The organism is Mesorhizobium sp. BH1-1-4 (assembly GCF_020165665.1).
In the GTDB taxonomy this organism is placed as follows: Bacteria; Pseudomonadota; Alphaproteobacteria; order Rhizobiales; family Rhizobiaceae; genus Mesorhizobium.
Map to the genome: position 1 here is coordinate 101,242 of NZ_JAIUIN010000013.1, position 25,441 is coordinate 126,682.

Annotated in this window: 20 protein-coding genes; 4 read left to right on the forward strand and 16 right to left on the reverse strand. The window is 64.8% G+C overall.

The annotated features are described in order from the left end of the window. Positions 1–16 precede the first annotated feature (16 nt). A complete protein-coding gene (locus LB569_RS21280; RefSeq protein ID WP_224693964.1) occupies positions 17–1,342 on the forward strand; it encodes a bifunctional folylpolyglutamate synthase/dihydrofolate synthase in 1,326 nt (441 codons plus the stop codon). A gap of 73 nt (positions 1,343–1,415) precedes the next feature. Here the strand turns inward: LB569_RS21280 and LB569_RS21285 are convergent, their stop codons facing one another. The 15 genes from LB569_RS21285 to LB569_RS21355 all read right to left on the reverse strand — a co-directional run bounded on the left by LB569_RS21285 (position 1,416) and on the right by LB569_RS21355 (position 20,006). Next, entirely contained in the window at positions 1,416–1,829 is a 414-nt protein-coding gene (locus LB569_RS21285; protein ID WP_224693965.1) for a type II toxin-antitoxin system VapC family toxin, read from the reverse strand. Next, positions 1,826–2,071, reverse strand: a complete 246-nt coding sequence (locus tag LB569_RS21290; protein WP_140703905.1) for a type II toxin-antitoxin system VapB family antitoxin — start codon at positions 2,069–2,071, stop codon at positions 1,826–1,828. The genes LB569_RS21285 and LB569_RS21290 overlap by 4 nt, the downstream gene beginning before the upstream one ends. An 85-nt stretch (positions 2,072–2,156) precedes the next feature. Beyond that, a complete protein-coding gene (locus LB569_RS21295; RefSeq protein ID WP_023681396.1) occupies positions 2,157–2,438 on the reverse strand; it encodes a cupin domain-containing protein in 282 nt (93 codons plus the stop codon). 135 nt (positions 2,439–2,573) lie between these two features. After that, the gene (gene trxA / locus LB569_RS21300) at positions 2,574–2,894 is read right to left on the reverse strand and encodes a thioredoxin (RefSeq protein WP_224693966.1); all 321 of its coding nucleotides are present in this window, start codon (positions 2,892–2,894) and stop codon (positions 2,574–2,576) included. Positions 2,895–2,968: 74 nt separating this feature from the next. Continuing rightward, entirely contained in the window at positions 2,969–6,475 is a 3,507-nt protein-coding gene (addA, locus tag LB569_RS21305; RefSeq protein WP_224693967.1) for a double-strand break repair helicase AddA, read from the reverse strand. Beyond that, positions 6,472–9,606: a double-strand break repair protein AddB gene (gene addB / locus LB569_RS21310; RefSeq protein WP_224693968.1), complete on the reverse strand. Its 3,135-nt coding sequence runs from the start codon at positions 9,604–9,606 to the stop codon at positions 6,472–6,474. Before addB ends, addA begins: the two co-directional genes overlap by 4 nt. After that, positions 9,603–10,331 (reverse strand): nucleotidyltransferase family protein, encoded by a 729-nt coding sequence (locus LB569_RS21315; RefSeq protein ID WP_224693969.1) that lies wholly within the window; start codon positions 10,329–10,331, stop codon positions 9,603–9,605. Before LB569_RS21315 ends, addB begins: the two co-directional genes overlap by 4 nt. Further along, the gene (gene tsaE / locus LB569_RS21320; RefSeq protein WP_224693970.1) at positions 10,328–11,839 is read right to left on the reverse strand and encodes a tRNA (adenosine(37)-N6)-threonylcarbamoyltransferase complex ATPase subunit type 1 TsaE; all 1,512 of its coding nucleotides are present in this window, start codon (positions 11,837–11,839) and stop codon (positions 10,328–10,330) included. The genes LB569_RS21315 and tsaE overlap by 4 nt, the downstream gene beginning before the upstream one ends. Before the next feature lie 8 nt (positions 11,840–11,847). Further along, on the reverse strand, positions 11,848–14,403 hold the full coding sequence (locus LB569_RS21325) for a sensor histidine kinase (RefSeq protein ID WP_224693971.1): 2,556 nt from the start codon (positions 14,401–14,403) through the stop codon (positions 11,848–11,850). A gap of 188 nt (positions 14,404–14,591) precedes the next feature. Next, positions 14,592–15,992 carry an adenosylhomocysteinase gene (gene ahcY / locus LB569_RS21330; RefSeq protein ID WP_140702918.1) on the reverse strand — a complete coding sequence of 467 codons (1,401 nt, stop codon included), beginning with the start codon at positions 15,990–15,992 and terminating at the stop codon, positions 14,592–14,594. Positions 15,993–16,165: 173 nt separating this feature from the next. After that, positions 16,166–16,462: an HPr family phosphocarrier protein gene (locus LB569_RS21335; protein WP_140702916.1), complete on the reverse strand. Its 297-nt coding sequence runs from the start codon at positions 16,460–16,462 to the stop codon at positions 16,166–16,168. Beyond that, on the reverse strand, positions 16,459–16,860 hold the full coding sequence (locus LB569_RS21340) for a PTS sugar transporter subunit IIA (protein WP_027032585.1): 402 nt from the start codon (positions 16,858–16,860) through the stop codon (positions 16,459–16,461). The genes LB569_RS21335 and LB569_RS21340 overlap by 4 nt, the downstream gene beginning before the upstream one ends. 164 nt (positions 16,861–17,024) lie before the next feature. Further along, the gene (locus tag LB569_RS21345) at positions 17,025–17,471 is read right to left on the reverse strand and encodes an HPr kinase/phosphorylase (protein WP_224693972.1); all 447 of its coding nucleotides are present in this window, start codon (positions 17,469–17,471) and stop codon (positions 17,025–17,027) included. 24 nt (positions 17,472–17,495) lie between these two features. Further along, positions 17,496–19,280 carry a sensor histidine kinase gene (locus LB569_RS21350; protein WP_140702912.1) on the reverse strand — a complete coding sequence of 595 codons (1,785 nt, stop codon included), beginning with the start codon at positions 19,278–19,280 and terminating at the stop codon, positions 17,496–17,498. Between the two features lie 24 nt (positions 19,281–19,304). Further along, positions 19,305–20,006, reverse strand: coding sequence for a response regulator transcription factor (locus LB569_RS21355; protein ID WP_013528337.1), 702 nt, complete (start codon positions 20,004–20,006; stop codon positions 19,305–19,307). 345 nt (positions 20,007–20,351) lie between these two features. Here LB569_RS21355 and LB569_RS21360 point away from each other — a divergent pair, with 345 nt between their 5' ends. The 3 genes from LB569_RS21360 (at position 20,352) to lysM (ending at position 23,094) form a co-directional block, all read left to right on the forward strand. Next, positions 20,352–21,962, forward strand: coding sequence for a phosphoenolpyruvate carboxykinase (locus tag LB569_RS21360; protein WP_224693973.1), 1,611 nt, complete (start codon positions 20,352–20,354; stop codon positions 21,960–21,962). Positions 21,963–22,096: 134 nt separating this feature from the next. Continuing rightward, entirely contained in the window at positions 22,097–22,534 is a 438-nt protein-coding gene (gene arfB, locus LB569_RS21365; protein WP_224693974.1) for an alternative ribosome rescue aminoacyl-tRNA hydrolase ArfB, read from the forward strand. A gap of 89 nt (positions 22,535–22,623) precedes the next feature. Continuing rightward, positions 22,624–23,094 (forward strand): peptidoglycan-binding protein LysM, encoded by a 471-nt coding sequence (lysM, locus tag LB569_RS21370; protein ID WP_140702906.1) that lies wholly within the window; start codon positions 22,624–22,626, stop codon positions 23,092–23,094. Positions 23,095–23,167: 73 nt separating this feature from the next. Here lysM and LB569_RS21375 read toward each other — a convergent pair whose 3' ends face one another. Next, a complete protein-coding gene (locus LB569_RS21375; RefSeq protein ID WP_224693992.1) occupies positions 23,168–25,366 on the reverse strand; it encodes a TonB-dependent siderophore receptor in 2,199 nt (732 codons plus the stop codon). Between the last annotated feature and the right edge of the window lie 75 nt (positions 25,367–25,441).

The following is a 25,441-nucleotide window of genomic DNA, read 5'->3' on the forward strand; positions in this document are numbered from 1 at the left end:
GCGCCGGGATTGTGCCATGACGACGCTTGCCGCCGACCGCGAAATCGCAGCCCTGATGGCGCTTCACCCGAAAGGCTTCGACCTTTCGCTCGACCGGATCACACGGCTGCTGAAGCGGCTGGGCAATCCGCAGGACCTGCTGCCGCCGGTCATCCACATCGCCGGCACCAATGGCAAGGGCTCCTGCGCCGCCTTCTCGCGGGCGCTGCTGGAAGCCTCCGGTCGGCTGGTCCATGTCCACACCTCGCCGCATCTGGTCAGCTGGCACGAGCGCTACAGGCTGGCCGCCGAGAGCGGCGGCAGGCTGGTGGACGATGACATCTTCGCCGAGACCATCGCCCGCGTCGCCGAGGCCAATGCAGGCCAGAAGATCACCGTCTTCGAAATCCTCACCGCCGTTACCTTCATCCTGTTTTCGGAGCATCCGGCCGATGCCGCCATCATCGAGGTCGGTCTCGGCGGCCGTTTCGACGCCACCAATGTCATCGCGCGGCCAGCCGTGTCGGTGATCATGCCGGTGTCGATGGACCACGAGGCGTATCTGGGCGACCGTGTCGAACTGATCGCCGCCGAAAAGGCCGGCATCATGAAACGCGGCTGCCCGGTGGTCATCGGCGCGCAGGAAAGCGAAACGGCGCTGCAGGTGCTGATCGACACCGCCGAGCGGCTCGACTGCCCGACCCTCGTCTACGGCCAGGATTTTCTCGCTTTCGAGGAAAACGGCCGCATGGTCTACCAGGACGATGACGGCCTGATGGACCTGCCGCCGCCGCGCCTGCCCGGTCGCCACCAGTTCGCCAATGCGGCGGCTGCGATCGCGGCGGTCAAGGCGGCCGGCTTCGAGATCAGCCACCGCGCCGCCGAGAAGGCGATGACAAACGTCGCCTGGCCCGGCCGCATGCAGAAGCTGATGCAGGGCCGGCTGGCGGAACTGGCGCCGAAGGGCGCCGACATCTGGCTCGACGGCGGCCACAATCCGGGCGCCGGCGTGGTCGTCGCCGAAGCGCTGGCCGAGCAGGAGGAAAAGAACCCGCGTCCGCTCTTCCTCATCTCGGGCATGATCAACACCAAGGACCAGAGCGGCTATTTCCGCGCCTTCAAGGGCCTTGCCCGCCATGTCTACACCGTGCCGGTGAGTATGAGCGACGCCGGCGTGCCGAACGACGAACTGGCCATCCGCGCCACCGAGGCCGGGTTGACGGCCGAGCCGGTCAGTTCCGTCGCCAGCGCGCTGATGCTGCTGCGCGACACCTGGGACGGCCCACCGCCGCGCATCCTGATCGGGGGTTCGCTTTACCTGGCCGGCGCGGTATTGGCGGAAAACGGCACGCCGCCGACCTGAGGCACGACAATTACGTTTTAGGTGGCTTGCGGTGGCGATAGGGGAAATGCGGCCCAGTAGGATCTCACCCGTTTCAGAAATCCCACGGCGAGATCAGGTCAAGGCTTGTGGCGCTGAAGTCGTTAAGATTGCGCGTCGCCAGCCGGCCTCCGTTCACGCGCGCTATCGCTGCGATCATGCCATCGGGCGCTGACATTCCACGGCCTTGGCGCGCCGCCGCCCCCATGATGTCGCCGTAAGCCAAGGCAGCCTCTTCCGTCAGTCCAAAAATCCGGTCGGCAAATCGACGGCGCCATTGTGAAAGGCCCTGCTCCAGCCGATCGGCACGTTCATCAGGTCTTATCTTTTGAATGCCGAAGGCAATTTCTGCAATCGCCACTGTGGGAAGGGCCAATTCGGCATCATTGCGGACAAGCCACGCCAGGACGGCCGCATCCGGCGCCTTCCTAAGGGTCTCCGAAATCACATTGGTATCGACAAAAATCAAAGTTCAGGCCCTGGATGGACCTGGCGACCTTCGCGGATAATCCTCTCCAGATCGATGTCGGTGCCGGTTGATGCAAGCCGGGCATAGAAGGTGGATGCCGGTTCGCGGCCCGCTTCACGAATCTCGTAGGATTCAAGCGCACGTTCGACCACATCGGCGATCGAGCGATTTTCCCGGCGAGCAAGCCTATGAGCCAGGTCGCGCGCTTTTGCGCTGCGGACTGAGAGCTGTGGTTCGGCCATTTCAAACTCCCGTTCGAAAATGGACATATATGCCGATCGGGGCCTGCCATCAAGATGGCAGACGATGGCATGCCATCATCTGCAGCTATTTCAGCTCGATTTCGATAAAAGCGTACTCGCCGTCATTGGCGCTGATGACATCATGTTCGACGCCCTCCTTGCGGAAATAGGGTGCGCCTTTCTTCATCTCGGCGAAGGATTCGCCGTCCTTGGTCACCAGCTTCACCTTGCCGTCCATCAGCGGCACCACGACATAGTCGTGGCCATGGCGGTGCCAGCCGGTGTTGTCGCCCGGCTGGAAGCGGTACTCGGTGACGATGACACGCTCATTGTCGATGAAGACGGTTGCCTTGGCGGACCCGGTCATTTTCTCGCTCCCTGTTCCTGCTGCCAAGAGAAGACATGGAGTGTCCCGACGTGAGGGCCAGAGCGTCCGAAGCGATGACGCCAACAAAAAGCCCGGCGCGACGGCCGGGCTTTTTGTATTTACAAGTTCAGGCGCTCAAAGGCTGCCGTTGATCCAGTGCGACAGCGCGGTCTTGGGCGCTGCGCCCACTTTCATGTCGGCCATTTCGCCGCCCTTGAAGATCATCAGGGTCGGAATCGAGCGCACGCCGTACTGGGCGGCAAGTTCCGGATTCTCGTCGATGTTCAGCTTGGCGATCTTGACCTTCGCGCCGAGTTCAGTGGCGATATCCTCAAGCGCCGGCGCGATCATCTTGCAGGGGCCGCACCATTCCGCCCAGAAATCAACCACGACCGGTACCTGGGCATTAAGCACATCGGCCTGGAAATTATTCTTGTCGACCTTGACGGTGGTCATGCGGAAATCCTTTCGAAAATTTTCGTCCCACCAAATGTGGTGGCTGCCGCGCCCTTCTTCAAGCAGTTCTTGTGTCACGCTCCCGTGAGTCGGGCAAGGGCGTCGTCCATGGCCCGGGGCGGCAGCTCGATCAGCCTTGGCGCTTCGGTGAACAGCAAGGCCGCCTTGATTTCCCGCCCGGGATAAAGCGGCTTGAGCAGGGCGCGATAGAGCGCGAGCTGAAGCAGATAGGCCGGCGGGACTTCGGCCAGTGAGGCGGGTGCGGGCCGGTTGGTCTTGTAGTCGACGATCGAGACCGTATCCGGTGTCACCGCCAGCCGGTCGATCTTGCCGGAGATGGAGCGGACTTTGCCCTTGACCTCCAGGCCGCCCATGATCGCGACCTCGGCACGCGACGACGGCGCGAACAGTTGACCGAGGCCGGGGTCGGCAAGGATGGCCATGACCGATGCCAGGGCTTTTTCACGCTCGGCTTGCGGCCACCCCGCACCCGTTCGCGAGAGGTAACGCTCCGCCGCGCTTTGGCGCTCGTTCTCGGCCATGCCAGGCAGCATCTGCAGCAACCTGTGCAAAGCGAGCCCGCGCAGCACGGCAAAACCCGGTTCGGCATCGGCGTCCAGCACCGGCGAGGCCTTGTCGACAACCGCTTCCTTGCCTTCCTCGATCAGCGCCGAAGCGCCCGACGGCGACAACGGACGCGGCAGGTCCTCGAAAGGCGGCAACGGCCGGAACAGGGTTGTCGGCAAGGGACCGAACGCATCGGCCCGCCGCGCCTGCTCGCCCGGACTTGGCGCAACGGGAGGCAGTTTGGTGACGTGGAACCGGTAGACAGGCTCGCCGCCGGCCGGATGCGGGCGCTGTTCGCTTTCGGGCGCGCCGGTCAGCGCGCGGCTGACGATCGAATGCCAAGTGCCGATGTTCGGCGCCCGCTTGCCGTGATAACCGCAGACAACAAGCCGGTCCTCGGCGCGCGTCATGCCGACATAGAGCAGCCGGCGGTATTCGTCGTCGGCGAGTTCGCGGGCGCGAGCGGCCGCCGTTTTAGAGAAGCCGTTGGCGACGTCGCTGGCCGAGCGCCAGAGATAGCCCTTGCCGTCCCAATGCCGGCCCGTGCCGTCGAAAGGCATCAGGCGCGGCAAATGCTGGTCGCTGAACGGGGCCGACCCGCCGTCGACCAGGAACACCACCGGCGCCTCCAGGCCCTTGGCCGCGTGCACGGTCATGACGCGCACCTCGTCACGGGTCTGGTCCATCTCTCGCTTGATCTCGGGGCCGGCGTTTTCCAGCGTCGACAGGAAGGCTTCCAGCCCGGGCAGGCCGGTCCGCTCCTCGGCAAGGCAGAAGCTCAGGAACTCGTCGAGAATATCGCCGGCCTCCGGCCCCAGCCGCGCAATCATCCTGCGGCGCACGCCATCGCGTGCCAGCAGGGCGGCATAGAATTCGAACACCGGCTTGAAAGCGGCCTCATCAGCCCAGGCGTCGAGCTGTGCGACGATCGCCGCGAGCGCTTCGCTTTCGCCGGCACGCTGGCGCAGCGATGCCGCCAGCGACAGGCCGGGCGGCCTTTGCGCGGCGAGCGCGAACAGCGCCTCCTCCTGTAGGTCGAAGATCGGGCTGCGCAGGACGGCGGCGAGCGACAGGTCGTCCTGCGGCTGGATCAGTAGATGGCCGAGCGCGATCAGGTCCTTGACCGCTATATGGCCTGGCAGGCTCAGCCGGTCGGCGCCGGCGACCGGAATGTCGCGACGCTTGAGCGCCCGGGTCAGCGCATGAACGAAGCTGTCGCGCTTGCGCACCAGCACCAGCACGTCGCCTGGCTTGAGCCGCTTGCCACGGCCCTCGATGATTTCGCCCTTGCCGATCCACCCGGCAATGGTGGCCGCGACATTCTCGGCGACGCGCACCGCCGGCGCATGGGCATGGTCGATCGCCTGTGACCAGTCGTCGGGCTCGTCGACGGCCTCGGCGCCGATTGACGGCCACACCTCTACATATCCAGGCGCATCGGTGCGGATCGCCTTGTGGTTCAGCGGATCGGGGTCGTGGCTGATGCCGCGCCGAACGATCGGATCGGCAAAGACGCGGTCGACGGCGGCAAGGACATCGTCGGTCGAGCGGAACGACCAGGTCAGCTTGAGGTCGGCGAAGGATGCCTCGGCATCGCGGACCCGTCCGGCGAACAGCATCCGGCTGTCGGCGAAGGAGTCCGGCGCGGCACCTTGGAACGAATAGATTGACTGCTTCTCGTCGCCGACGGCAAAGACCGTGCGGTGCACCCGGTCGCGTGCACCGAAGCCGGCAAAGAATTCTTCCGCCAGCCGCTTCACCACCTCCCATTGATCCGGGCTGGTGTCCTGAGCCTCGTCGAGCAGGATGTGGTCGATGCCTTGGTCGAGCTTGTATTGCACCCATGGGCCGGCATCGGGCCGCGCCAAAAGGTTCACCGTGCGGGTGATCAAATCGTTGAAGTCGAGAAAGCCGCGGCCGCGTTTCAATACTTCGTAGCGTGCGATCAGCCAGTCGGCGATGGTCAGGGCCGCGCGTGTACCCTCCAGCATCCGGAACAGCGCCAGCCGGTCGACGGTCTCGATGATGGCGCTAGCCGCCGACAGATAGCGCTCGGCGAGATACGGCAGCCGGTCGGCCAGCGCCTTCTTGAAGGCCTTCGCCGGATCATAGGGATCGCCATCGGTCTTGAGGAAGGCTCTTGCCAAGAGTTGCAGCCGGCGAACGGGATCGACCTCGGCGAAAGCCTGACACGCATAGGGCAAGATGTTGTTCAGCACCGATCTGGCGTCGGTCGCTTCGGCTGCCTGGACAAAGCCGGCAAAAAAGTCCGGCAGGAAGCCGGGCAGCGGCCATATCGACGCCGCTATGCCCTCGGCGGTTTGGCCGGAGTTGAAATGGAATTCATCGAACAAGGGCTGGAAGCCGTCGCGCCCGACAGCATCGAGGAAATCGCGCAACCCGTCGCGCTTGCGCACGATCTCGCCGAGGAGGGCGTCGAGACCGGCCTCGCCCCCACGTTCCAGCACAGTGGCGAAGGCCTCGGCTAAATTCCTGTCGCCCGCGGCGGAAATCATCTCGCGGCGCGCGGCGGCAAAAAGCGAGGCCTCCATCTGGCTGTCGAGCATTTCGAAATGGGCGGGAATGTTGGCTTCCAGTGGGAATTGGTGCAGCACGGATTCGCAGAAAGCGTGGATCGTCTGGATCTTCAGCCCGCCAGGCGTCTCCAGTGCCTCCGCGAATAGGCGGCGGGCTCTGCGCATGGTGTCGCGATCGGGCCGGCGACCCTCCAGCGCCTCGACCTTGGAAGCCAGCTCGGCGTCGCCAAGCGTCGTCCACTCCGACAGCGTCGAAAACACCCGGTTCGACATGTTGGCGGCGGCGGCGCGGGTATAGGTCAGGCACAATATCTTCGACGGATCGGTGCCGTTGAGCAGCAGCCGGATGACACGCTGAGCCAGTACATGGGTCTTGCCGGATCCTGCATTGGCCGACACCCAGGCGGAATTGCCGGGATCGGCGGCGCGGGCCTGGCTGGTCGCTGTGTCAGTGGGGATGGGGTAGGCTTTCTTCATACCTCCCCTCCCTCGTCCCCGGCGTCTCCGCCGGCGGACCATTCGAGCACGCGGGCGAGATGGTCGTAGGCGCCATCGGTTTCGCCTTCACGAAACGGCAGCGCGCGCGACAGGTAGCCGGTCGCCGGGTCGGCATAGTGGATCAGCAGCTTTTCCAGCCGCGCCCAGGCCTCTTCGGCGAGATCGGTTGCCGTGCGCGGCTGGCGGTTGTGTTCGAGTATGGACTCCTCGAACACCTCGCCATTCGGCTTCAGCCTGATGAAGGCCAGTTGCGACGGTTCGCGCGCGCCCAGATCCTTGAACGCGCCACGCCGCAGCAGCGCGCCCTCCAGCGCCAGCTGAGGCGCCAGCAGCGTATGCGCCTGCGCCTTGGAGGGCGAGGAGCCGGTCTTGTAGTCCAGAATGTCGGCCATACCGCCCGCCAGCAGATCGACGCGGTCGGCGTAGCCGGACAGCGTCACACCGGATTGGCCGACCACGGTTTTGCCGGCGCGCTCCTCGGCATGCCGCTGGACCACCGCATCGGCGCGCGTGCGCTCCCATTCGATGATGTTGGCGGCGAGCTTTTCGAAACGCGGCCACCACACGGCCTCGACATCGGCTGGAAGCGCCGCCTCGGCAAAGCAGGCGCGGCCGGCGGCGATGAGCCCGGCCAGCGCGTCCGGCGCGCGCGGGTCGGCCACCTCCGACGAGAAGAGATGCAGGATGGCGTGAAACAGCGTGCCGCGTTCGGCCGCGCCGGGATCGCGGATCAGCGGATCGAGCGGCAGCAGGCCGAGAATCCGTCTTGCATAGATGGCGTAAGGATCGCGGCGCAGCGTCTCGATCTCGGTGACCGAGAAATGGCCCGGGCGTACCGGCAATGGCGGTTTCGGCTGCGGCCGTGGCGCGAAGTCCCGCTTCGGTCCCGTGTCGAGCGCGCGCGCCCAGGCGAGCAGCTCGTCGCCGCGCCGGCGCAGTGCCGCTGCGTGCTCGTTGCCGATGAAGGTGGTGAGCCGCTGCAACCAGCGCGACGGCACCGCGGGCGCATCCCCGGCCCGCGCGGAACGCGCCAGCACCACGTGTCTCGCGCCCATGGCCATCTGGAAATCATGCGCGGCAAGACCGATGCGCCGCTCCGGCGGTTCGAGGTCGATGCCGGTCTTCATCAGCCGGGACATGAAGCGGTCGCTCTCCGGCTTGCGCGGCCAGACCCCTTCGTTGAGGCCGCCGATGACCAGTGTGTCGACATGCTGGAGCCGGGCTTCCAGCGCGCCCCAGATGGCGATGTTCCTGTCGGTGCCTTGCGCCGGCTTGACGGTCTCGGGCGCGATCAGCGCATCCATCACGTCAGGCCATTCGATTGCCGCGAAGGACAGCGGCGCGGCAGCCGCGACCAGCCCGCGCAAAAGTTCGGCGAGCTTTTCGCCGGCATCGCCGGCGTAGAGTTCGCCAAGACCGCCGTCCGCGGCGCGGCCGAGATTCTCCAGCGCAACGACGCTGGCCTCGACCAACGCGGCAAGGCCGACTTCCGCCTGGCCGCGAAAGGCCGAGAGCGGCGCCAGCGCTTGCTTGAGACGTTCAAGCAAATTCCGCGCGCTTTCGATGGAGCGCACGGTCAGGCGGGCAAACCAGAAGGGCGGCCGGCTGTCACCGCCGAGCCCGGTGAGGCGGGCCTCGAAAAGGTCCGGCAGCGAAGCGATGTCGGGGCGGCCGGTGCCGCCGCGCAGCGCCACCAGTTCGACCAGTTCCGCCGCGTGGCGCACATCGGCGCGTTCCAGGCCAAGGCCGAGCAAGGGATGCTTGAGCAGCGACAACAGGCCGACGGGATCGCCCGGCCGGAACACCGCCTCGAGCGCCAGCCTGAGCAGGCTGGCCGCCGGCGTGTTGGAAAGCGGCGTGCCGCCGGAATCGTCCGCAACGACGCCGAAGCGCTTGAGTTCGACGCTGACACGGCGTGCCAGGGCGCGGTCGCCGGTCACGAGAGCGGCCCTTTGGCCGGGTTCTTCCACTGCCTGCTTGAGCGCGACGGCGATCGCCACGGCCTCGTCGCGCTCGCTTGCCGCTTCGAGCAGCGCCACCTCGGCGAAGGCGCCCGTTATGTCGGGCGCCGAAAACCCGTTTCGTGTTTCCGCCCACAATTCGGTGGTCTCGGCCGGCCGCAGCGCCTCGCCGACAACGGCCGCACGGAGCGCGAGCTTCGGCTCGGCGGCGCCGATTTCCTCGACGTCGCCGCGCAGCACGCCGATCTTGCCGATCAGCTTTGCCAGGCCGTATTGCGGATGGCCAAGCACGGCTGGAGGCGCGCCGGGCGCGACGAGCGCCTGGAAGGAGGCTTCGTCGAGCATCTGGTCGAGCCCTGGCAGCACGATGGCGCCTCCGGACAGGCTGGCGATGGTCGCAAGCAGTTCCGCCGTGGCGGGTATGGAGCCGGTGGAACCCGCTGCTATGACCGGCCCGGCGGGCGGATTGCGCCGCAGCCGCGCCGCCTCGGCACGGATCAGGGCGCTGCGATGCGCGGCCGGGTTGGAGCGGTCGCGCTCTTCGAGGAATTTCGGCCAGGCATCGGTGACGATGCCGAGGAATTCAAGCGTGACCTGCCACCATCCGGCAAGGTTGCCGCTCACCAGGCCCGCGAGTTTGGCCCAGTCGGTGCCTTCGGTCTCGATCTCGTCCATCAGTCCGGCCAGATCGCGGGCCAGCCAGATCGCATCGGCGGTGGAGGCAGGCACGACGATCTCCTCGGCGAAGAGGGCGGCGACATGGGCGGGCAACCGCCGTTTCCACGCCCGCACCAGCGGGGTCAGCAGCAACAGCCTTTCGGTGGCGCTAATCGGTGGCGCGAGATCGATGGCCGCCGATGGATCGGCCTCGAACAGGACCTCGTCCTCGTCGAATTCGCCGAGCGGACGGATCACCGGCAGGATCGCCGAACCGCCCCCGCCACGCGCTTTCAGGCTGTCGACGAAAACGCCGCGCAAGGCGCGCGCGGCGCGGCGCGTCGGCACGTAGATGGTGACGTCGGCCAGAGCGAGCGGGTCGCCGTCGAAACGAAACCCTGGAACCAGGCGCCCGGCAAGCAGCGCCTCGGCCAGCGTCGGCAGAAACGGCGCTCCGGAGGGAATGGAGAAAACGCGGCTTGAGCCGCTCATTGCGATCCGATGAGCGCGCCGGCGACCGCCGCTTCGGCGAGCGGGATGGCATCGGGCGTGCCAACCGTTATCCAGTGGCCATGCATTGGCATGCCGAACAGGCGGCCGGCGGCAATCGCCTTGTCGAAATAGGCGTTGAGGGAATGTGGTTCGGCGGCCACGTCCTTGAACAGGCGCGGATGGATGATCGCGGCGCCGGCATAGATCAGTCCCGCCGGATCGCCTTTCGAACGCCGCAAGGCACCGTCCGGCGCCACCAGGAAATCGGTGGAGCCGCAATGTCCGGTCGCCTGATGGAGATCCGCGAGCATCAGCAGAATATCCATTTTCGCCGCGTCCCACGCAAGGGCGAGCCGCCCGAGATTGAGCGGGCCGTGGTCGATCCAGAACGTATCGGCGTTGAGGATGTAGAACGACTCCTGGCCGAGTTCCGGCAGCGCCTTGACGATGCCGCCGGCCGAATCGAGCAGCCGGTCGCTTTCATCGGAAATGACGATGCGCGGCGCGCGGCGCGCGGCGACATGGGCGACGATCTGTTCGGGAAGGTAATGGACATTGACCACCGCCTTGCCGACGCCGGCCGCCGCCAGGCTGTCGAGCCCCCAGTCGAGCAGTGTCTTGCCGGCGATCCGGACCAGCGGCTTGGGGATCGTGTCGGTGATCGGCCGCATGCGCTTGCCGAGCCCGGCGGCAAGGACGATGGCGGTGTTTGGTTTTGTCGTCACAGCGCTCGTTCCTCCAGCAGCCCGTGCGCGTTGTAGAAATCCCGCAGCTCGGCGAGCGCGGGATGCGACAGTGCCCGCCTGAGATAGTCGCGGATGCGCGGCAGGTGCTTGAGATAATAGGGTTTGCCGTCCCGTTTTTCGAGGCGCACGAAAATGCCCAAGATCTTGGAATTGCGTTGCGCGGCCATGATTGCGTAGGCTTCGAGGAAACCTGCTTCATCGAAGCCGCCCGTTGCACGACGCGCCGCGACATAGGCATCGAGCGTCCGCTTTTCGATCTCGGGCGGGATGGTGACGCGCGCATCCATGGCCAGCGAGGCGACGTCATAGGCGGCGGGACCGATCAGCGCATCCTGGACGTCGACGATGCCGAGCCGGTCGAGGCCGGTCCGCTCGCCGCGCCAGATGATGTTGGGCGAGTGGAAGTCGCGCAGCATCAGCGTGTATTCGCTGCCTTGCAGCCGGTCGAGAAGCGCATTCCATGTCCTGTGGTAGCCGGAACGCAGCGCCTCGCTCGCCGGGCCGTCCGATATCGCCGGCACGTACCAGTCGATCAGCAGGTCCGCCTCGATCAGCATGGCATCGCGATCGAAGGGCGGCACGTCATGAACGACGCCGGGCGCAGCCTCCATGTGATGAGGCCAGGTCTTGCCGTGCATCATGGCAAGCAGTTCGGCCGCCGCCTCGTAACGTTCGGCCACCGGCTCGCCATTGCCGGCGAGGAAGCCTTCCGAGCCCAGATGCTCGAGCAGCAGGAAACCCTGGTCTAGATCCTGAGCGTCGATCCGAGGCACCGCGACCCCCGCGGCCAGCAGCGCACGGTCGATGGCGACGAAAGCCGACACCGACTGGGCCGTGTGGGCGATCACCGCATAGGGCTTGCCGTCGCGCACGGGAGGGCCGAGCACCAGCCGTGGCGAGTTCATCAGCACGCGCGGCGCCTCGCCGGGAAGCGACACGATCTCGTAGGAGCGGGCCGAGGCATCGCCGATGAAATGCCGGCGCCGCGCTTGCCCCCATCCCGCGCCGTCGAGGAAGCCGCGCATGGCCAGCGAGCGCGCGAAACGGTCGAAGGTCGCGCCTTGCCCCGACAATCGCGCCAGCCGCCCCTCGCCATGCTGGGTAAGTTCGATCAGCACCGTCGACTTGGGCAGATAGCCGTCGGCGCGCTCCGGCCATTCGACCAGGGCGGCACCTTGCGCCAGCGCCTCATCGAAGCCGAGTTCGTCGAGTTCGGCCGCCGAGGACAGCCGGTAAAGATCGAAATGATGGACCGGGATGCGCGTGTCGTAGCTCTGAACCAATGTGAAGGTAGGGCTCGGCACTTCGAGGCCGGCATCGTCGGCCAATGTCCTGATCAGCGCCCGCGCCAAGGTCGACTTGCCGGCGCCGAGATCGCCCTTGAGCGCCAGCACGTCCCCCGCGCGCAGCGCCAGTGCGAGATCCTCGCCCAGCCGCGCTGTCTGGGTCTCGTCGGCGAGCAAGCGCTCCAGCACCGGTTGCGTCATCGAGCGCGCTACTCGGCCGCGGCGCGGATGCCCGGCATGTCGGGGAAGGTGCAGATGACGGTCGTGCCCTTGTCCCTACCGGTTTCGATGCGAACGGCGCCGCCATGCAGTTCGACAAAGCTCTTGACGATCGACAGGCCGAGGCCAGCGCCGCGCCGGCGGCCGCCATTGGCGCGCGGCTCGAAGCGGCGGAACACCGAATCGAGTACGTCGGGCGGCATGCCAGGCCCGTCGTCGTGAACCGAGAACTCGACTCCGTCCGCCAGCTGGCGGCAGGCCAGCCGGATGGTGCTGGCCTCCGGCGCGTAGTTGGCGGCGTTGCTCAGCAGATTGTAGAGGATCTGGCGGATTCGGGTTTCGTCGCCATGGAACGTCTTCGGCGCCGCGGCGGCGTCGACCGCGAGGCGGATCGAATGCTCCTCCAGCCGGTCGGCGACCAACTCGGCGGCGGCCGCGATGGTGCGGTCGACACGCACTTCGGAAATGTCGAGCTGCATGATGCCGGCGTCGACCGTCGCAAGGTCCAGTATGTCGTTGACGATCGTCAGCAGCACCGAGGAGGACGAGCCGACATGCTCGACATATTCGCGCTGCTTCTGCGTCAAGGGGCCGGTCGTGGGTAGCGACAGCAGCTCGGTGAAGCCGATGATGTTGGTCAGCGGCGAACGCAGTTCGTAGGACACATGCTGGACGAAGTCGTTCTTGAGCTGGTCCGATTTCTCCAGCGCCTCGTTCCTGTCCTTGAGCGCGCGTTCGACATGGACGCTGTCGGTGACGTCGACGAAGGTCATCATCACTTGCCCGTTGGGCAGCGGGATCATGGCGTAACGCAGCACGGTGCCGTTGTTGAGCTCGGTCTGGCCGTGGCGGTCGCGGCGCTCGTCGTCGAAGCCGGTGATGGCGGCGACGAAGCCGGGCCACGGACTCTCGACGGCTTGCCGGTCGCAGAGGTCGCGTATGGCCGATACATGCACGCTGGGCTTGGCGGCTTCCTTGTCCAACCCCCACAGCGTGGCAAAAGCCGGGTTCGACAGGCGCAACCGGCCGTCGGGGCCGAACACCGCGACGCCCTCAGCCAGGTTGTCGAGCGTTTCGCCCTGCACCCGGACCGCGGTCCGGTAGCGGCTTTCCAGGTCCATCTTCTCGGTCAGGTTCTCGAACACCCAGGTGACGCCGCCCTTGGGTTGCGGGTTGGCGACGACGCGGATCGTCTTGCCGTCCGGCAAATGCCACCAGTGTTCCTGCGACTCGGCCGCACGGTAGGCGCCGAGCAGGCCTTCCTTCCAGCGGCGCCATTCCGGCTGTTCGGCGATCTTGCCTTCGCTACGCAGCCGGTCGAGCAGAAGGGCGTTGTCTGGTGCGCTGTGCAGGAAGCCGCTGTCCAGCCCCCACAGTTTCTGGAAAGCCTGGTTGAAGAAGCGCAGCTTCTCGTCGGTGTCGAAGATCGCGACAGCGGTGTTGAGTTGGTCGAGCGTATCGGCGTGGCTGCGTACGGTCCGCTCATATTCGCCGCGGATGGCCTCGATGGCGCTGGTGTCGCAGGCAAGGCCGGCCGAACCGTCGGCGCCGGCAAAGTCGGTCACCGCGAACACGCGGCGGTCGCCTTCGATCACCGTCGAAAGCGACTGCTCGAACACCGGATGCGATTTGTGTTGCGTGGCGATGGCTTCGCGCGCCTGGCCGCCGAGGAATTCCTTGGCGTCACGCACGGCGGCCTCGGCACTCTCGGCTTCGACCGCGTCGGCATAGGCCCGGTTGACCCATTTCAGGCGGCCATGCTCGTCGCGCAGCCATGCCGGCATCTTCAGCGCATCGAGCAGGCCGATCATCGTGTCATGGTCGGCCGCCAGCCGCTGGTTGTCGATCTTGAGCCGGGCCTGGCTGCGTTGTGTTTCGGAAAGCGAAACAAACCGCACCAGCACATGGGCCGCGCTCTTGCGGCCATGCACTTCCAATGGGGCGCCGGCCTGCGATTCCATCACCAGGTCGAACGGCCTGCCCTTTTCGCGCAAACCCGCTATGGCATGTTCGAGTGCGGCCGCCGAACGCGGCATCAGCCAGCGGCCGAAGGCCAGGAACGCGGCCCGCTCCTCCGGTGCGCCGCTTTCAGTCGGCAATGTGCCGATGAGTTCGGGTTTCTTGTTCTCCGAAGCCCAGACGACGACACGCTGGTCGCGCAGATTGAGCAGCGCCTCCGAACGCCGCAACGCGGCGCTGACATCGGCGACGCGGCTTCTCAGGTCGACATTTTCCGCCGATGCGCGCGCGCGTTCGCGGATCAGAACGATGGCCGAGAGGAATGCCGCTCCCATCACCCCGGCAAAGACGGCCAGTTGCATGACCTCGACAGTGTTGATCGAAAGGCTGGCTACCGCCACTTCGGCGCCCTGGGCGCGCCCGGCTCCGCCAAACAACGGACCGGCGAGCGTGGAGCCGGCAAGCAGCAGTCCCGCGCGGCCACGCCACGAACGGCGCCTGCTAGGCATGGCCGAGCCAGTGGCCCTCGAATCCTGATGGCCGCCGGAAACGGCCTGTCCCGCGTGAAGCGGGTTATCCCCCGGCATGTCTTGGTCCTCTTCGCCGCCTGAATGCAAGACCGCCCTGATGCGTACGCCGACCCTCGTCCCCGAGCCCGCGAATCACAACAATAGCGCCTGCCGGAATCGGCGTGAAGAATCATTCGGCGCAAAAATAAAGCCGGGCGAAAAGTCAATCGCCCGGCGTCAATATCTGGTAGTAAATCTAGCTTTGGTTAATAGCGGTAGTGTTCCGGCTTGAACGGACCCTGTGGCGTGACGCCGATATAGGCGGCCTGCTCACCCGACAGTTCGGTCAACCGGGCGCCGAGCTTGTCGAGATGCAGGCGCGCGACCTTCTCGTCGAGATGCTTGGGCAGCACATAGACCTGATTCTGGTACTGCTCGCCCTTGGTGTAGAGCTCGATCTGCGCCAGCACCTGGTTGGTGAAGGAGGCCGACATGACGAAGCTCGGATGACCGGTGGCGTTGCCGAGATTGAGCAGGCGGCCTTCCGACAGAAGGATCATGCGCTTGCCATCCGGGAAGGTGATCATGTCGACCTGCGGCTTGACATTCGTCCACTTCAGATTGCGCAGCGACGCGACCTGGATCTCGTTGTCGAAATGGCCGATGTTGCCGACGATCACCATGTCCTTCATCGAGCGCATATGCTCGAGGGTGACGACATCCTTGTTGCCGGTGGTGGTGATGACGATGTCGGCGGTCGGTGCCGCATCTTCCAGCGTGACCACTTCAAAACCGTCCATCGCCGCCTGCAGCGCGCAGATCGGATCGACCTCGGTGACCTTGACGCGGGCGCCCGCGCCCTTGAGCGAGGCCGACGAGCCCTTGCCGACGTCGCCATAGCCGCAGACGACCGCGACCTTGCCGGCCATCATCGTGTCGGTACCGCGACGGATGCCGTCGACCAGCGATTCCTTGCAGCCATATTTGTTGTCGAACTTCGACTTGGTGACCGAGTCGTTGACGTTGATGGCGGGGAAAGGCAGCAGGCCCTTCTTCTGCAGCTGGTAGAGCCGGTTGACGCCGGTGGTCGTCTCCTCGGTGACGCCGCGGATCGCTTCCCGCTGCTTGGTGAAGAAGCCCGGCGAAGCCTTCAGGCGCTTCTTGACCTGGGCGTAGAAATATTCCTCTTCCTCGCTCTGCGGATTGGACAGCACGTCCTCGCCGGCTTCGGCGCGGGCGCCGATCAGGATATACATGGTGGCATCGCCGCCATCGTCGAGGATCATGTTGGAGAGGCCGCCATCGGCCCACTGGAAGATCCTGTCGGTGTAGTCCCAGTACTGTTCGAGGCTCTCGCCCTTGACGGCGAAGACCGGAATGCCGGCCTCGGCGATGGCCGCGGCGGCATGGTCCTGGGTCGAAAAGATGTTGCAGGAAGCCCAGCGGATATCGGCGCCGAGCTCCTTCAGCGTCTCGATCAGCACCGCCGTCTGGATGGTCATATGCAGCGAGCCGGTGATGCGCGCGCCCTTGAGCGGCTTCTTGGCGCCGAATTCCTCGCGGCAGGCCATCAGGCCCGGCATTTCGGTCTCGGCGATATCCAGTTCCTTGCGGCCCCAGCCGGCAAGCGAGATGTCGGCGACCACATAGTCCTTGCTACCCGTCATGGCAGTGCTCCCTGCGAATTGTAATGCGTGCGAATTGTTTGCGGATGCGTCCGAGCCGGAAGACATTTCCAGGGGCGCGAATTGCCGGCCTGACTAGCAGATCAGGCTTCGTACGACAATGGGATATAAAGAAATCTTTATTCGTGCATGTCCCCGGCGGACTGATTTCCGGGTCAGCACTCCTCGCCGAAACGGGAGGCGACGAGCTGCTCCAGCGCGTCCATGACCTCAAGTGCTTCGGGGCCGCTGGCGGTGACGCGGATCGAATATCCCGGACTTGCCGCCAGCATCATCAGGCCCATGATCGAGGTGCCGCCGACCTTGACGCCATCCTTCTCGACATGGACCGAAGCGTTGAAGCCGCTGGCCAGCTGGACAAACTTCGCCGATGCGCGCGCATGCAGGCCACGCTGGTTGACGATCGGAAACTCCCGGATGATCTGGTCTTTTTCCGGGGATAGCGCGTTCATTTGCTGCTCAGAAGCTGGCTGGCGACGTTGATGTATTTGCGGCCGGCGGCCTGCGCCTCATCGAGGGCGGCGGCCATGTTGTCGCCCTTGCGGATCGAGGACAGCTTGATCAGCATCGGCAGGTTCATGCCGGCGATCACCTCGGTGCGGCCCGACTCCATCACCGAGATCGCAAGGTTGGACGGCGTGCCGCCGAACATGTCGGTCAGCACGATCACGCCCGTCCCTGTATCGACGCGGGCGACGGCGTCGACGATGTCGCGGCGACGCTGCTCCATATCGTCGTCGGCACCGATCGCCACGGTTTCGAAATTGTCTTGTGGCCCGACGACATGTTCGACGGCATGTCGGAACTCGGTGGCCAGTTGACCGTGCGTTACAAGCACGAGTCCGATCATTCTATGGTGGCTCCCGTCATCGCCGCTTCACAGGCGCATTTTATGCTCGCCAGCCAATCCAGGCGGCGGGAGCGCTATCTTGTCGACGCGCGGCCCGTTGACAAGCCCAAAATTGCGCCGGCCCATGCCATTTTGACGCATTGCAGCAAAAAACCCGGGGCGGATCATGGAAAAGGCGCGATCGACAGCCGCGCCATCACGGCCGGCAAGGCGGCCGCGACATTGCGCTCGGCCAGATCGATCCGCGCCACCGCGCAGCCGGCGATGTCGTCGCTGGCGTCCTCCTGGAAGCGCGCGATTTGACCGGCCGGCAGCAGCCGCAGATGCAGGTCGACGACGCAGGCCGGCTCGAATGGGAGAGGCCGCGGCCCAAGCCCCGGCACTTCGGCCAGGCCCGCTATGGTGGTGGGCGCGCGGCAGACCAGCCGCCCCGCACGAGCTTCGACGAAGAGCTGATCGTCGCCGACGAGCCGCGAGAACAATCCGTGCTGCTGGCAATGGCCGATCAGCGTCAGCGCCAGCGTTGTCTTGCCGGAACCGGACGCGCCGGTGATGAAGACGCCGCGCTCGCCGATCAGCAGCGCCGTCGCGTGAATGTTTTCAGGCCGCACGTCGCAATCCCCGGCGATCGGCGCTCATCCCTCGGCGGGCAGCGTCACGACGAAGCGTGCGCCCTTGATCTCGCCGGGCTTGGTGCCGGGAATGTTTTCGGCGGTCAGCGTACCGCCGTGAGCCTCGACGATCTGCCTGGAGATCGACAGGCCCAGACCCGAGTTCTGCCCGAACGCCTCGCCGGCCGGCCGGTCGGTATAGAAGCGTTCGAAGATGCGCTCGATGTTGTCGGCGCGGATGCCGGGACCATTGTCGTCGACGGTGAGGATGTTGAACTTGCCCGCGCGCGCCAGCGACAGGCTGATGTGGCCGTGGTCCTCGGGCACGAAGGAGCGCGCGTTCTCGATCAGGTTGGTGATGACCTGGCCGATGCGCAGATCGTGGCCGACGACCAGATAGCCTTTTGCGCCCTGCGGCAGCTTGGCCACCTTGAGTTCGATCTCGACCGCCTTCTTGTTGCGCGTCGTCTCACGCGAAACAGCGACAAGGTCGGTGACGAATTTCTTCAGGTCGACGGTTCCGGCATCTTCGCGGGCCAACTCGGCGTCGAGCCGCGAGGCGTCGGAAATGTCGGTGATGAGGCGGTCCAGCCGTTTGACGTCATGCTGGATGATCTCCATCAGACGCGCGCGTGAATTATCGTTTTTCGCCAGCGGTAATGTTTCGACGGCGCTGCGCAGCGATGTCAGCGGGTTCTTCAGCTCATGCGAAACATCGGCGGCGAAGCTTTCGATGGCCTCGATGCGCGCGTAGAGCGCGTTGGTCATGTCGCGCACGGCGACAGACAGATTGCCGATCTCGTCCTGGCGGTCGGAAAAGTCGGGGATTTCCTCGCGGCTCTTGACACCGCGACGCACCCGCACGGCAGCGGCGGACAGCCGGCGCAGCGGATTGGCGATGGTGGAGGCCAGCAGCATCGACAGGATGGCCGTGACGAGCGCCGCGATGCCGAAGACGCGCAGGATCGCCTTGCGTTCGGCGGCTACGATCTTGTCGATGTCGCCGCCTTCGGTCGACAGCATCAGCACGCCGAGAACGGCGCGAAAACGCTGGATCGGCACCGCCACCGAGACGATCTGCTCGCCCTGTTCGGAGACCCGCACGATGGTCGACGGGCTGCCGGTCAGTGCCTTGACCACTTCGGGGAAGGTAGCGCCATTGCCGCCCGGCTGCTCGTGATAGACCGGCAGGTCGGTGTTGCGGAAGAAGTCGAAGATGAACTTCTGGACGCGCTCGACAAGATCGGGCTCTTCCTCATCGACCGGCGGCAGGTCGTAGCGCAGGATCTGGCCGCGCGAATAGAGATGGCGCGAATCGAGCAGCAGGTTGGCGTCGCGGTCATAGATGCGGGCGCGTGTGCGGGTCGGCGAGATCAGCCGCCGCAGCACCGGCGCCACGCGCTCGGGATTGATCGGAAAATCCAGATTGTCGAGTTGGTCCGAGCCCGGCCCCAGGCTTTCGCCGGCCTGCAGCTCGAGCAGTTTTTCCGGGTCGATGCTGATCGAATCCGTCTCGACCGTCGCCGATGCCGCGATGGCGCCGGCGATGATCTCGCCTTGCGTCATCAGGCTTTCGACGCGCGCGTCGATCAGCCCGTCGCGGAAGGTGTTGAGATAGAGGATGCCGGTGACGAGCACCGCCAGCCCGGCGAGATTGAGAAAAAGGATACGCCGCGTCAGGCTGGAGAAGATATGATGGCCGAGGAAGCGGCGCATCGGCACCGTGAATTTCGACACGAAGGACGGCATGATGCGCGACGGCCGCCTGGCAGCGGCCGCTGGTCTGCTTCGTTGTGCTTCCACTGCCATCGAATAGCAGCTCCTGACTAGGCTTTACGCTTCGCGGAACCGGTATCCGACTCCGTAAAGGGTTTCGATCATTTCGAAGTCGTCGTCGACGGCCTTGAATTTCTTGCGCAGCCGCTTGATGTGGCTGTCGATCGTGCGGTCGTCGACATAGACCTGCTCATCATAGGCCGAATCCATCAGCGCATCACGGCTTTTTACCACGCCCGGGCGTTGCGCCAGCGAATGCAGGATCAGGAACTCGGTGACGGTGAGCGTTACCGGCTCGCCCTTCCAGGTGCAGGTATGGCGCTCCTGGTCCATGACGAGCTGGCCGCGCTCGAGCGAGCGAGCCTGCTGGCTGGGCGTTTTTGCCGCGGCCTCGCGGGCGCTGGCCCGGCGCAGAACGGCGCGCACCCGCTCGACCAGTAGGCGCTGCGAGAACGGTTTGCGGATGAAGTCGTCGGCGCCCATCTTGAGACCGAACAATTCATCGATCTCGTCATCCTTGGAGGTCAGGAAGATCACTGGCAGGTCGGATTTCTGGCGCATCCGGCGCAGAAGCTCCATGCCGTCCATGCGCGGCATCTTGATGTCGAGGATGGCAAGATTCGGCGGCCGGGCCGCCAGGCCTTCCAGCGCGGACGCACCATCCGTATAGGTCTCGACGCGGTAGCCTTCGGATTCGAGGGCGATCGACACCGACGTCAGAATGTTGCGGTCGTCATCGACAAGCGCGATTGTTGCCATTTCAAGTGGCTCCCTCATGAGCTGTCCCTTCTGTCGTAAGAGAAGGGGCTTTTGCAGGACAAATTAGGTACAAAATGTGGCATAGGCCTTATCCGCTGTCACGCGCGGGGTGCCGGCGGCCACAATCCTACCTCGACACGAATTGGACGAACGGACACGTCCAATCCTTTGGGCAGCCATGAAACTTTTCGCATATATAAACGATTTAAACAACTTTCAAAATATTTAAATCGATTAATGATTTGATATCATTTGGCTTTTCTGGTTCTGACCATCCTAGCCTGCTTGGCAGGTGTGCCGGAAATGTGCCGGCAAAGATGCGGCAAATCTCAAGAAGGGTCACCAATGTCGGAAGTCGGCAAACGCAATCCTGCCTGCGCGATCGGTCATATCGGTCTGAAAACCTCCGGCGTGGTGCGCTACAATTTCGGCGCGGCCGCCCTTTATGAGGAAGCGATCAGGCGGGGCGAGGCCAGGCTGACCGCGCATGGCGCGCTCGTCGCCGAAACCGGCCAGCACACCGGCCGTTCGCCCAAGGACAAGTTCGTCGTGCGCGACGCCGCCACCGAACTGCCAGTCTGGTGGGACAACAACAAGGCGATCTCGCCGGCCAAATTCGACGCCTTGCTCGCCGACTTCCAGGCCCAGGCCGCCGACAAGGATCTCTATGTGCAGGATCTGGTCGGCGGCGCCGACGCGGAGCTCAAGCTGCCCACCAGGGTGATCACCGAATTTGCCTGGCATTCGCTGTTCATCCGCAACCTGCTCATCCGTCCCGACGCGGCCGAACTCGAACAGTTCGTGCCGGAGATGACGATCATCGACCTGCCGTCCTTCCGCGCTGATCCCGCCCGCCACGGCAGCCGCACCGAAACGGTGATCGCCGTCGACCTGACGCGCAAGATCGTGCTGATCGGGGGCACCTCCTATGCCGGCGAAATGAAGAAGTCGGTGTTCACCATGCTCAACTACCTCTTGCCGGAAAAGGGCGTCATGCCGATGCACTGCTCGGCCAACGAAGGCCCGGCAGGTGACGCCGCCATCTTCTTCGGCCTGTCGGGCACCGGCAAGACCACGCTGTCGGCCGATCCGTCGCGCACGCTGATCGGCGACGACGAGCATGGCTGGGGGCCGCACGGCATCTTCAATTTCGAAGGCGGCTGCTATGCCAAGACGATCAAGCTGTCGGCGCAAGCCGAGCCGGAGATTTTCGCCACCACGCAGCGCTTCGGCACGGTTCTGGAAAATGTCGTGCTCGACGCCGATGGCGTGCCGGACTTCGATGACGGCCGGCTCACCGAAAACACACGCTGCGCCTATCCGCTCGACTTCATCCCCAATGCCTCGAAGACCGGGCGCGCCAGTCATCCGAAGAACATCATCATGCTGACCGCCGATGCTTTCGGCGTGATGCCTCCGATCGCCAGGCTGACACCGGCGCAGGCGATGTATCATTTCCTTTCCGGTTACACGGCCAAGGTCGCCGGAACCGAAAAGGGCGTCACCGAGCCCGAAGCCACCTTCTCGACCTGCTTCGGTGCGCCTTTCATGCCGCGCCACCCCTCGGAATACGGCAATCTGCTGCGCGAACTCATTGCCCGCCATGGCGCCGATTGCTGGCTGGTCAACACCGGCTGGACCGGCGGCGCTTACGGCACCGGCAAGCGCATGCCGATCAAGGCGACGCGAGCCTTGCTCGCCGCGGCCCTCGACGGTTCGCTGAAGACGGCCAGGTTCCGCACCGACGCCAATTTCGGCTTCGAGGTGCCGGAGGCCGTGACTGGCGTCGACAGCGCCATTCTCGACCCGCGCTCCACCTGGGCCGACAAGGCCGCCTATGACCGGCAGGCGGCAAGGCTGGTCGGCATGTTCGCCGTCAACTTCGAGAAATTCGAAAGCCATGTCGACGCCGTGGTGCTGGGGGCCGCACCGCGTATGCAGGAGGCGGCGGAGTAATCATCACGCCGCTCGACGTTCTCTCATGCATGTCGTCATCCCGGAACCGACGTCACTTCTGGGCGACATGCATTGGAAGGCCCCGGCTTCGATCGGGCCTTTTCTTTTTTAGTCCGCCGCGCCATGACTGCGGCATGCCGATCGACGACGACATCATCATATCGGGCGAAGCCGTGATCCATCCGGGCGATCTGCACGAGGATTTCATCCGCTCGTCCGGTCCTGGCGGCCAGAACGTCAACAAGGTGGCGACAGCGGTGCAGTTGCGCTTCGACGCGCGGAACGCGGAGGGCCTGTCGGACCGCGTGCGCGAGCGGACCATAAAGCTTGCCGGCCAGCGCGCCACCAAGGACGGTGTCATCGTCATCGAGGCCGGACGCTTCCGCACCCAGGAACAGAACCGGGCGGATGCCCGGGCAAGGCTCACGGCGCTGGTCGCCAAGGCGGCCGAACCGCCACCGCCGCCGCGCAAGAAGACAAGGCCGTCAAAGGGGGCGGTCGAGCGGCGACTGAAGAGCAAGGCGGGGCGCGGTACGATCAAGAAGCTGCGCGGCCGGGTAGAGAACGATTAAGCAACGCGCCAGTCGCGTGCGCAAAACCGCTTTCAATTTTGCGTTGCAGATGCAAGTTTCCCTTTTGCCACAGCAAGGGAGACCTAGAAATGGGTATGTTCGATTTCGTCAAGAGCGTCGGCAAGAAGCTCGGCATAGGCGGCGACGAGGAAGCCGCACCCACCGCCGACACCCTCAAGAAAGAGCTCGATTCGCACAAGCTCGGCACCGATGGCGTGCAGGTTGTCGTCCAGGGCGATACCGCGGTGCTGAAGGGCGTGGTCAAGGACCAGTCGATCTTCGAAAAGGCGGTCATCGCCGTCGGCAACACGCTCGGCGTCTCCAAGGTACAGGCTGACGAGTTGCAGGTCGCGCCGGCTTCCGGCACGGCCGCCCCGGCCAAGGAGCCGACCTTCTACACCGTCCAGAAGGGCGACAATCTCTGGAAGATCGCCGAAAAGAGCTATGGCAAGGGCCAGGGTGTCAAGAACACGGTCATCTTCGAGGCCAACAAGCCGATGCTGACCCATCCCGACAAGATCTATCCGGGCCAGGTCCTGCGCATCCCCGAGCTTGGCTGAACCGCCGAGCCGGGTTGCATCCAAACGGTGGAATCAATGCGCCGCGCGTCCGAAAGGGCGCGCGGCGTTGCCTTTACCAGCGGCGCTTCAGCGAAGCCGTGACGTTGCGGCCCTGGCCCATGTAGCAATAGCCGCTGTTGCATACCGTCGCGCGGTCGTCGGCGATGTTGCGGACGGCAAAGGCGGCCGAGACACCTTCATACTTCTTGTCGATGGCGCCGAAATCATAGGACGCCGACGCATCGAGATAGACGGCGGCATCGTTCCTGGCGGTGTTCGACGTGTCGGTATAGGTCGCGCTCTGCAGCCGCACGCCGGCTCCGACCGAAAGGCCTGGAGCGGCGCTGCCCTCGTCGAACTTGTAATTGGCCCAGAGGCTCGCGACATGCTCGGGGGTGACGGCGGGGACCTTGCCGAACTCCGTCGAGCCAGCGGCGGCGCCCGTGATCTCGGCATGGTTGTAGTTATAGGCCACGATCACATCGAGTCCGTCCATAACGGCCGCGCGGGCCTCCAGCTCAAATCCGTTGCTGGTGACCTCGCCCAGTGAACGATAGGTCCCCGCATTGGGATCCACGACGACCGGCTTGTTCTTCTCGACGAGGTGATAGGCGACGGCCGAGAGCAGGATATCGCTTCCTGGAGGTTGGTACTTGATGCCGAGCTCGACCTGTTCGCCCTTCGTCGGCTGCAGGATGCCGCCACCATCGGCCGACCGGTTCGAGATCGGCTCGAACGAGGTCGCATAGCTCGCGAAGGGCGCGATACCATTGTCGAACAGATAAAGCGCGCCGGCCTGCATGCTGAAGGCGTTCTTGTTCACCGCTTCGGAGCCGCCCCCAACGTAGTCCCGCGTCTGCTCGACCCAGGTCTGGCGCCCGCCAAGCGTGAAGCGCCATCTGTCCAGCTCGACCTGGTCCAGCGCATAGATTCCGGTCTGGCGCAGATCCGCGTCAGAGGCCGAGAACGTGGTGGCCGGCGTCGGGCCGGAGACACCGTAGGTCGGGTTGGCGATGTCGAAATCATAGGCCGGATCGGCCGCATCGAATCCATAGCCGAAGGACGAGGTCAGGTTCGTATAGTCGAGGCCGAGAAGCAGCGTGTGGGCGAGCGCGCCAGTGTCGAATTTGGCCTCGACCTGGTTGTCGGCCTGGAAGACGTTCATTTCGTCGCGAATCGCGGTCGCATAGCGATGCGCGACCGTACCTGTCCAGCCGGAGACCGCGAGATAGCGCGACCTCAGGTCGAGATGGGAGTATCGAACATTCTGGCGCACGGTGATGCCGTCGCCGAAATCGTGCTCGAACTTGTAGCCAACCTGCTGCTGCCGGATCTTCTGGTAATCGTAATCCGGGTCGCTCTCGCGCAGGGCATGCACCTTCCCCGACGGGTCGGTGATCACGCCAGGATTGGAATCCGTCTCATCGGCCTGCACCAGCCCGTAGACCGTGAAGGAGGTCGCGGCATCCGGGTTCCAGGTGAAGGACGGTTGCAGGAGATAACGGTCGTCGGCGATGTCGAAATTCGTGTCGCCGTTTCGCGCCAGGCCGACGATCCTGTAGAGAAAATCGTCGCTGCCCTCGGTGACGGGTCCGCCGAAATCGAAGGCGGCCTGCGCCCTGTCCTTCGTGCCATAGAGCAGTTCGACTTCCCGTATCCTGTCCTCGGTCGGCAGCTTGGGCACCTTGTTGACGATGCCAGCCGGCGTTCCCGCGCCGTAAAGCACCGACACCGGCCCCTTGATCACCTCGACGCGTTCGAGCGAATAGGGGTCGGTGCGGAAAGTGCCGTAGTTGATGTAGGGCTGGCGCAGGCCGTCCTTGTAGTCGCCGAGCGTGGTGGCATCGTAGCCTCTGATGTAGATTTGGTCGAAGCGCGGGTCGAACCCATAGGCGCCGGTGCTCACGCCGGCGGAATAGCGCACCGCCTCGATGATGTCCTGCGCGCCGCGCTCCTCGATCTCCTTGCGTGTCACCACCGAGACGGAGCGCGGCGTTTCGATAAGCGGCGTGTCCGTCTTGGTCGCGCCGGAGCTGCGCTTGGCGGCCACCATCTTGTCGTCTTCTCGGGAAGTGTCGCTGCCGGTCTTGCCGCTGACCGTAATCGGCTCCAGCACCCCCGTACCGTCGGATGCCTGGGTGCCGGCCTGCTGTGCCGATGCATGGCCAACGCCAAGCACCGTCGACAGGCACGTCGTCGCCACAAGCCCTCGCCGGAACCAGATACCGCCGCGCTTGACCGCTCCGAAGTCTCGAAGAAACACCACTTTTATATTACCTCGCTCTCGTCATTCGTTCCCCATGGCCTCCGTCCGGCGCCCGGGTGAAATTGTTGCCTTAGACTCAAG

What these genes read in the sequence shown, in the direction of transcription:
- LB569_RS21280 (WP_224693964.1), top strand. Translation starts at nt 17, where the DNA reads ATGACGACGCTTGCCGCCGACCGCGAAATCGCAGCCCTGATGGCGCTT.
- LB569_RS21290 (WP_140703905.1), bottom strand. Translation starts at nt 2,071, where the DNA reads ATGGCCGAACCACAGCTCTCAGTCCGCAGCGCAAAAGCGCGCGACCTG.
- LB569_RS21295 (WP_023681396.1), bottom strand. Translation starts at nt 2,438, where the DNA reads ATGACCGGGTCCGCCAAGGCAACCGTCTTCATCGACAATGAGCGTGTC.
- trxA (WP_224693966.1), bottom strand. Translation starts at nt 2,894, where the DNA reads ATGACCACCGTCAAGGTCGACAAGAATAATTTCCAGGCCGATGTGCTT.
- addA (WP_224693967.1), bottom strand. Translation starts at nt 6,475, where the DNA reads ATGAAGAAAGCCTACCCCATCCCCACTGACACAGCGACCAGCCAGGCC.
- addB (WP_224693968.1), bottom strand. Translation starts at nt 9,606, where the DNA reads ATGAGCGGCTCAAGCCGCGTTTTCTCCATTCCCTCCGGAGCGCCGTTT.
- tsaE (WP_224693970.1), bottom strand. Translation starts at nt 11,839, where the DNA reads ATGACGCAACCGGTGCTGGAGCGCTTGCTCGCCGACGAGACCCAGACA.
- LB569_RS21325 (WP_224693971.1), bottom strand. Translation starts at nt 14,403, where the DNA reads ATGCCGGGGGATAACCCGCTTCACGCGGGACAGGCCGTTTCCGGCGGC.
- ahcY (WP_140702918.1), bottom strand. Translation starts at nt 15,992, where the DNA reads ATGACGGGTAGCAAGGACTATGTGGTCGCCGACATCTCGCTTGCCGGC.
- LB569_RS21335 (WP_140702916.1), bottom strand. Translation starts at nt 16,462, where the DNA reads ATGAACGCGCTATCCCCGGAAAAAGACCAGATCATCCGGGAGTTTCCG.
- LB569_RS21340 (WP_027032585.1), bottom strand. Translation starts at nt 16,860, where the DNA reads ATGATCGGACTCGTGCTTGTAACGCACGGTCAACTGGCCACCGAGTTC.
- LB569_RS21350 (WP_140702912.1), bottom strand. Translation starts at nt 19,280, where the DNA reads ATGGCAGTGGAAGCACAACGAAGCAGACCAGCGGCCGCTGCCAGGCGG.
- LB569_RS21355 (WP_013528337.1), bottom strand. Translation starts at nt 20,006, where the DNA reads ATGGCAACAATCGCGCTTGTCGATGACGACCGCAACATTCTGACGTCG.
- LB569_RS21360 (WP_224693973.1), top strand. Translation starts at nt 20,352, where the DNA reads ATGTCGGAAGTCGGCAAACGCAATCCTGCCTGCGCGATCGGTCATATC.
- arfB (WP_224693974.1), top strand. Translation starts at nt 22,097, where the DNA reads ATGCCGATCGACGACGACATCATCATATCGGGCGAAGCCGTGATCCAT.
- lysM (WP_140702906.1), top strand. Translation starts at nt 22,624, where the DNA reads ATGGGTATGTTCGATTTCGTCAAGAGCGTCGGCAAGAAGCTCGGCATA.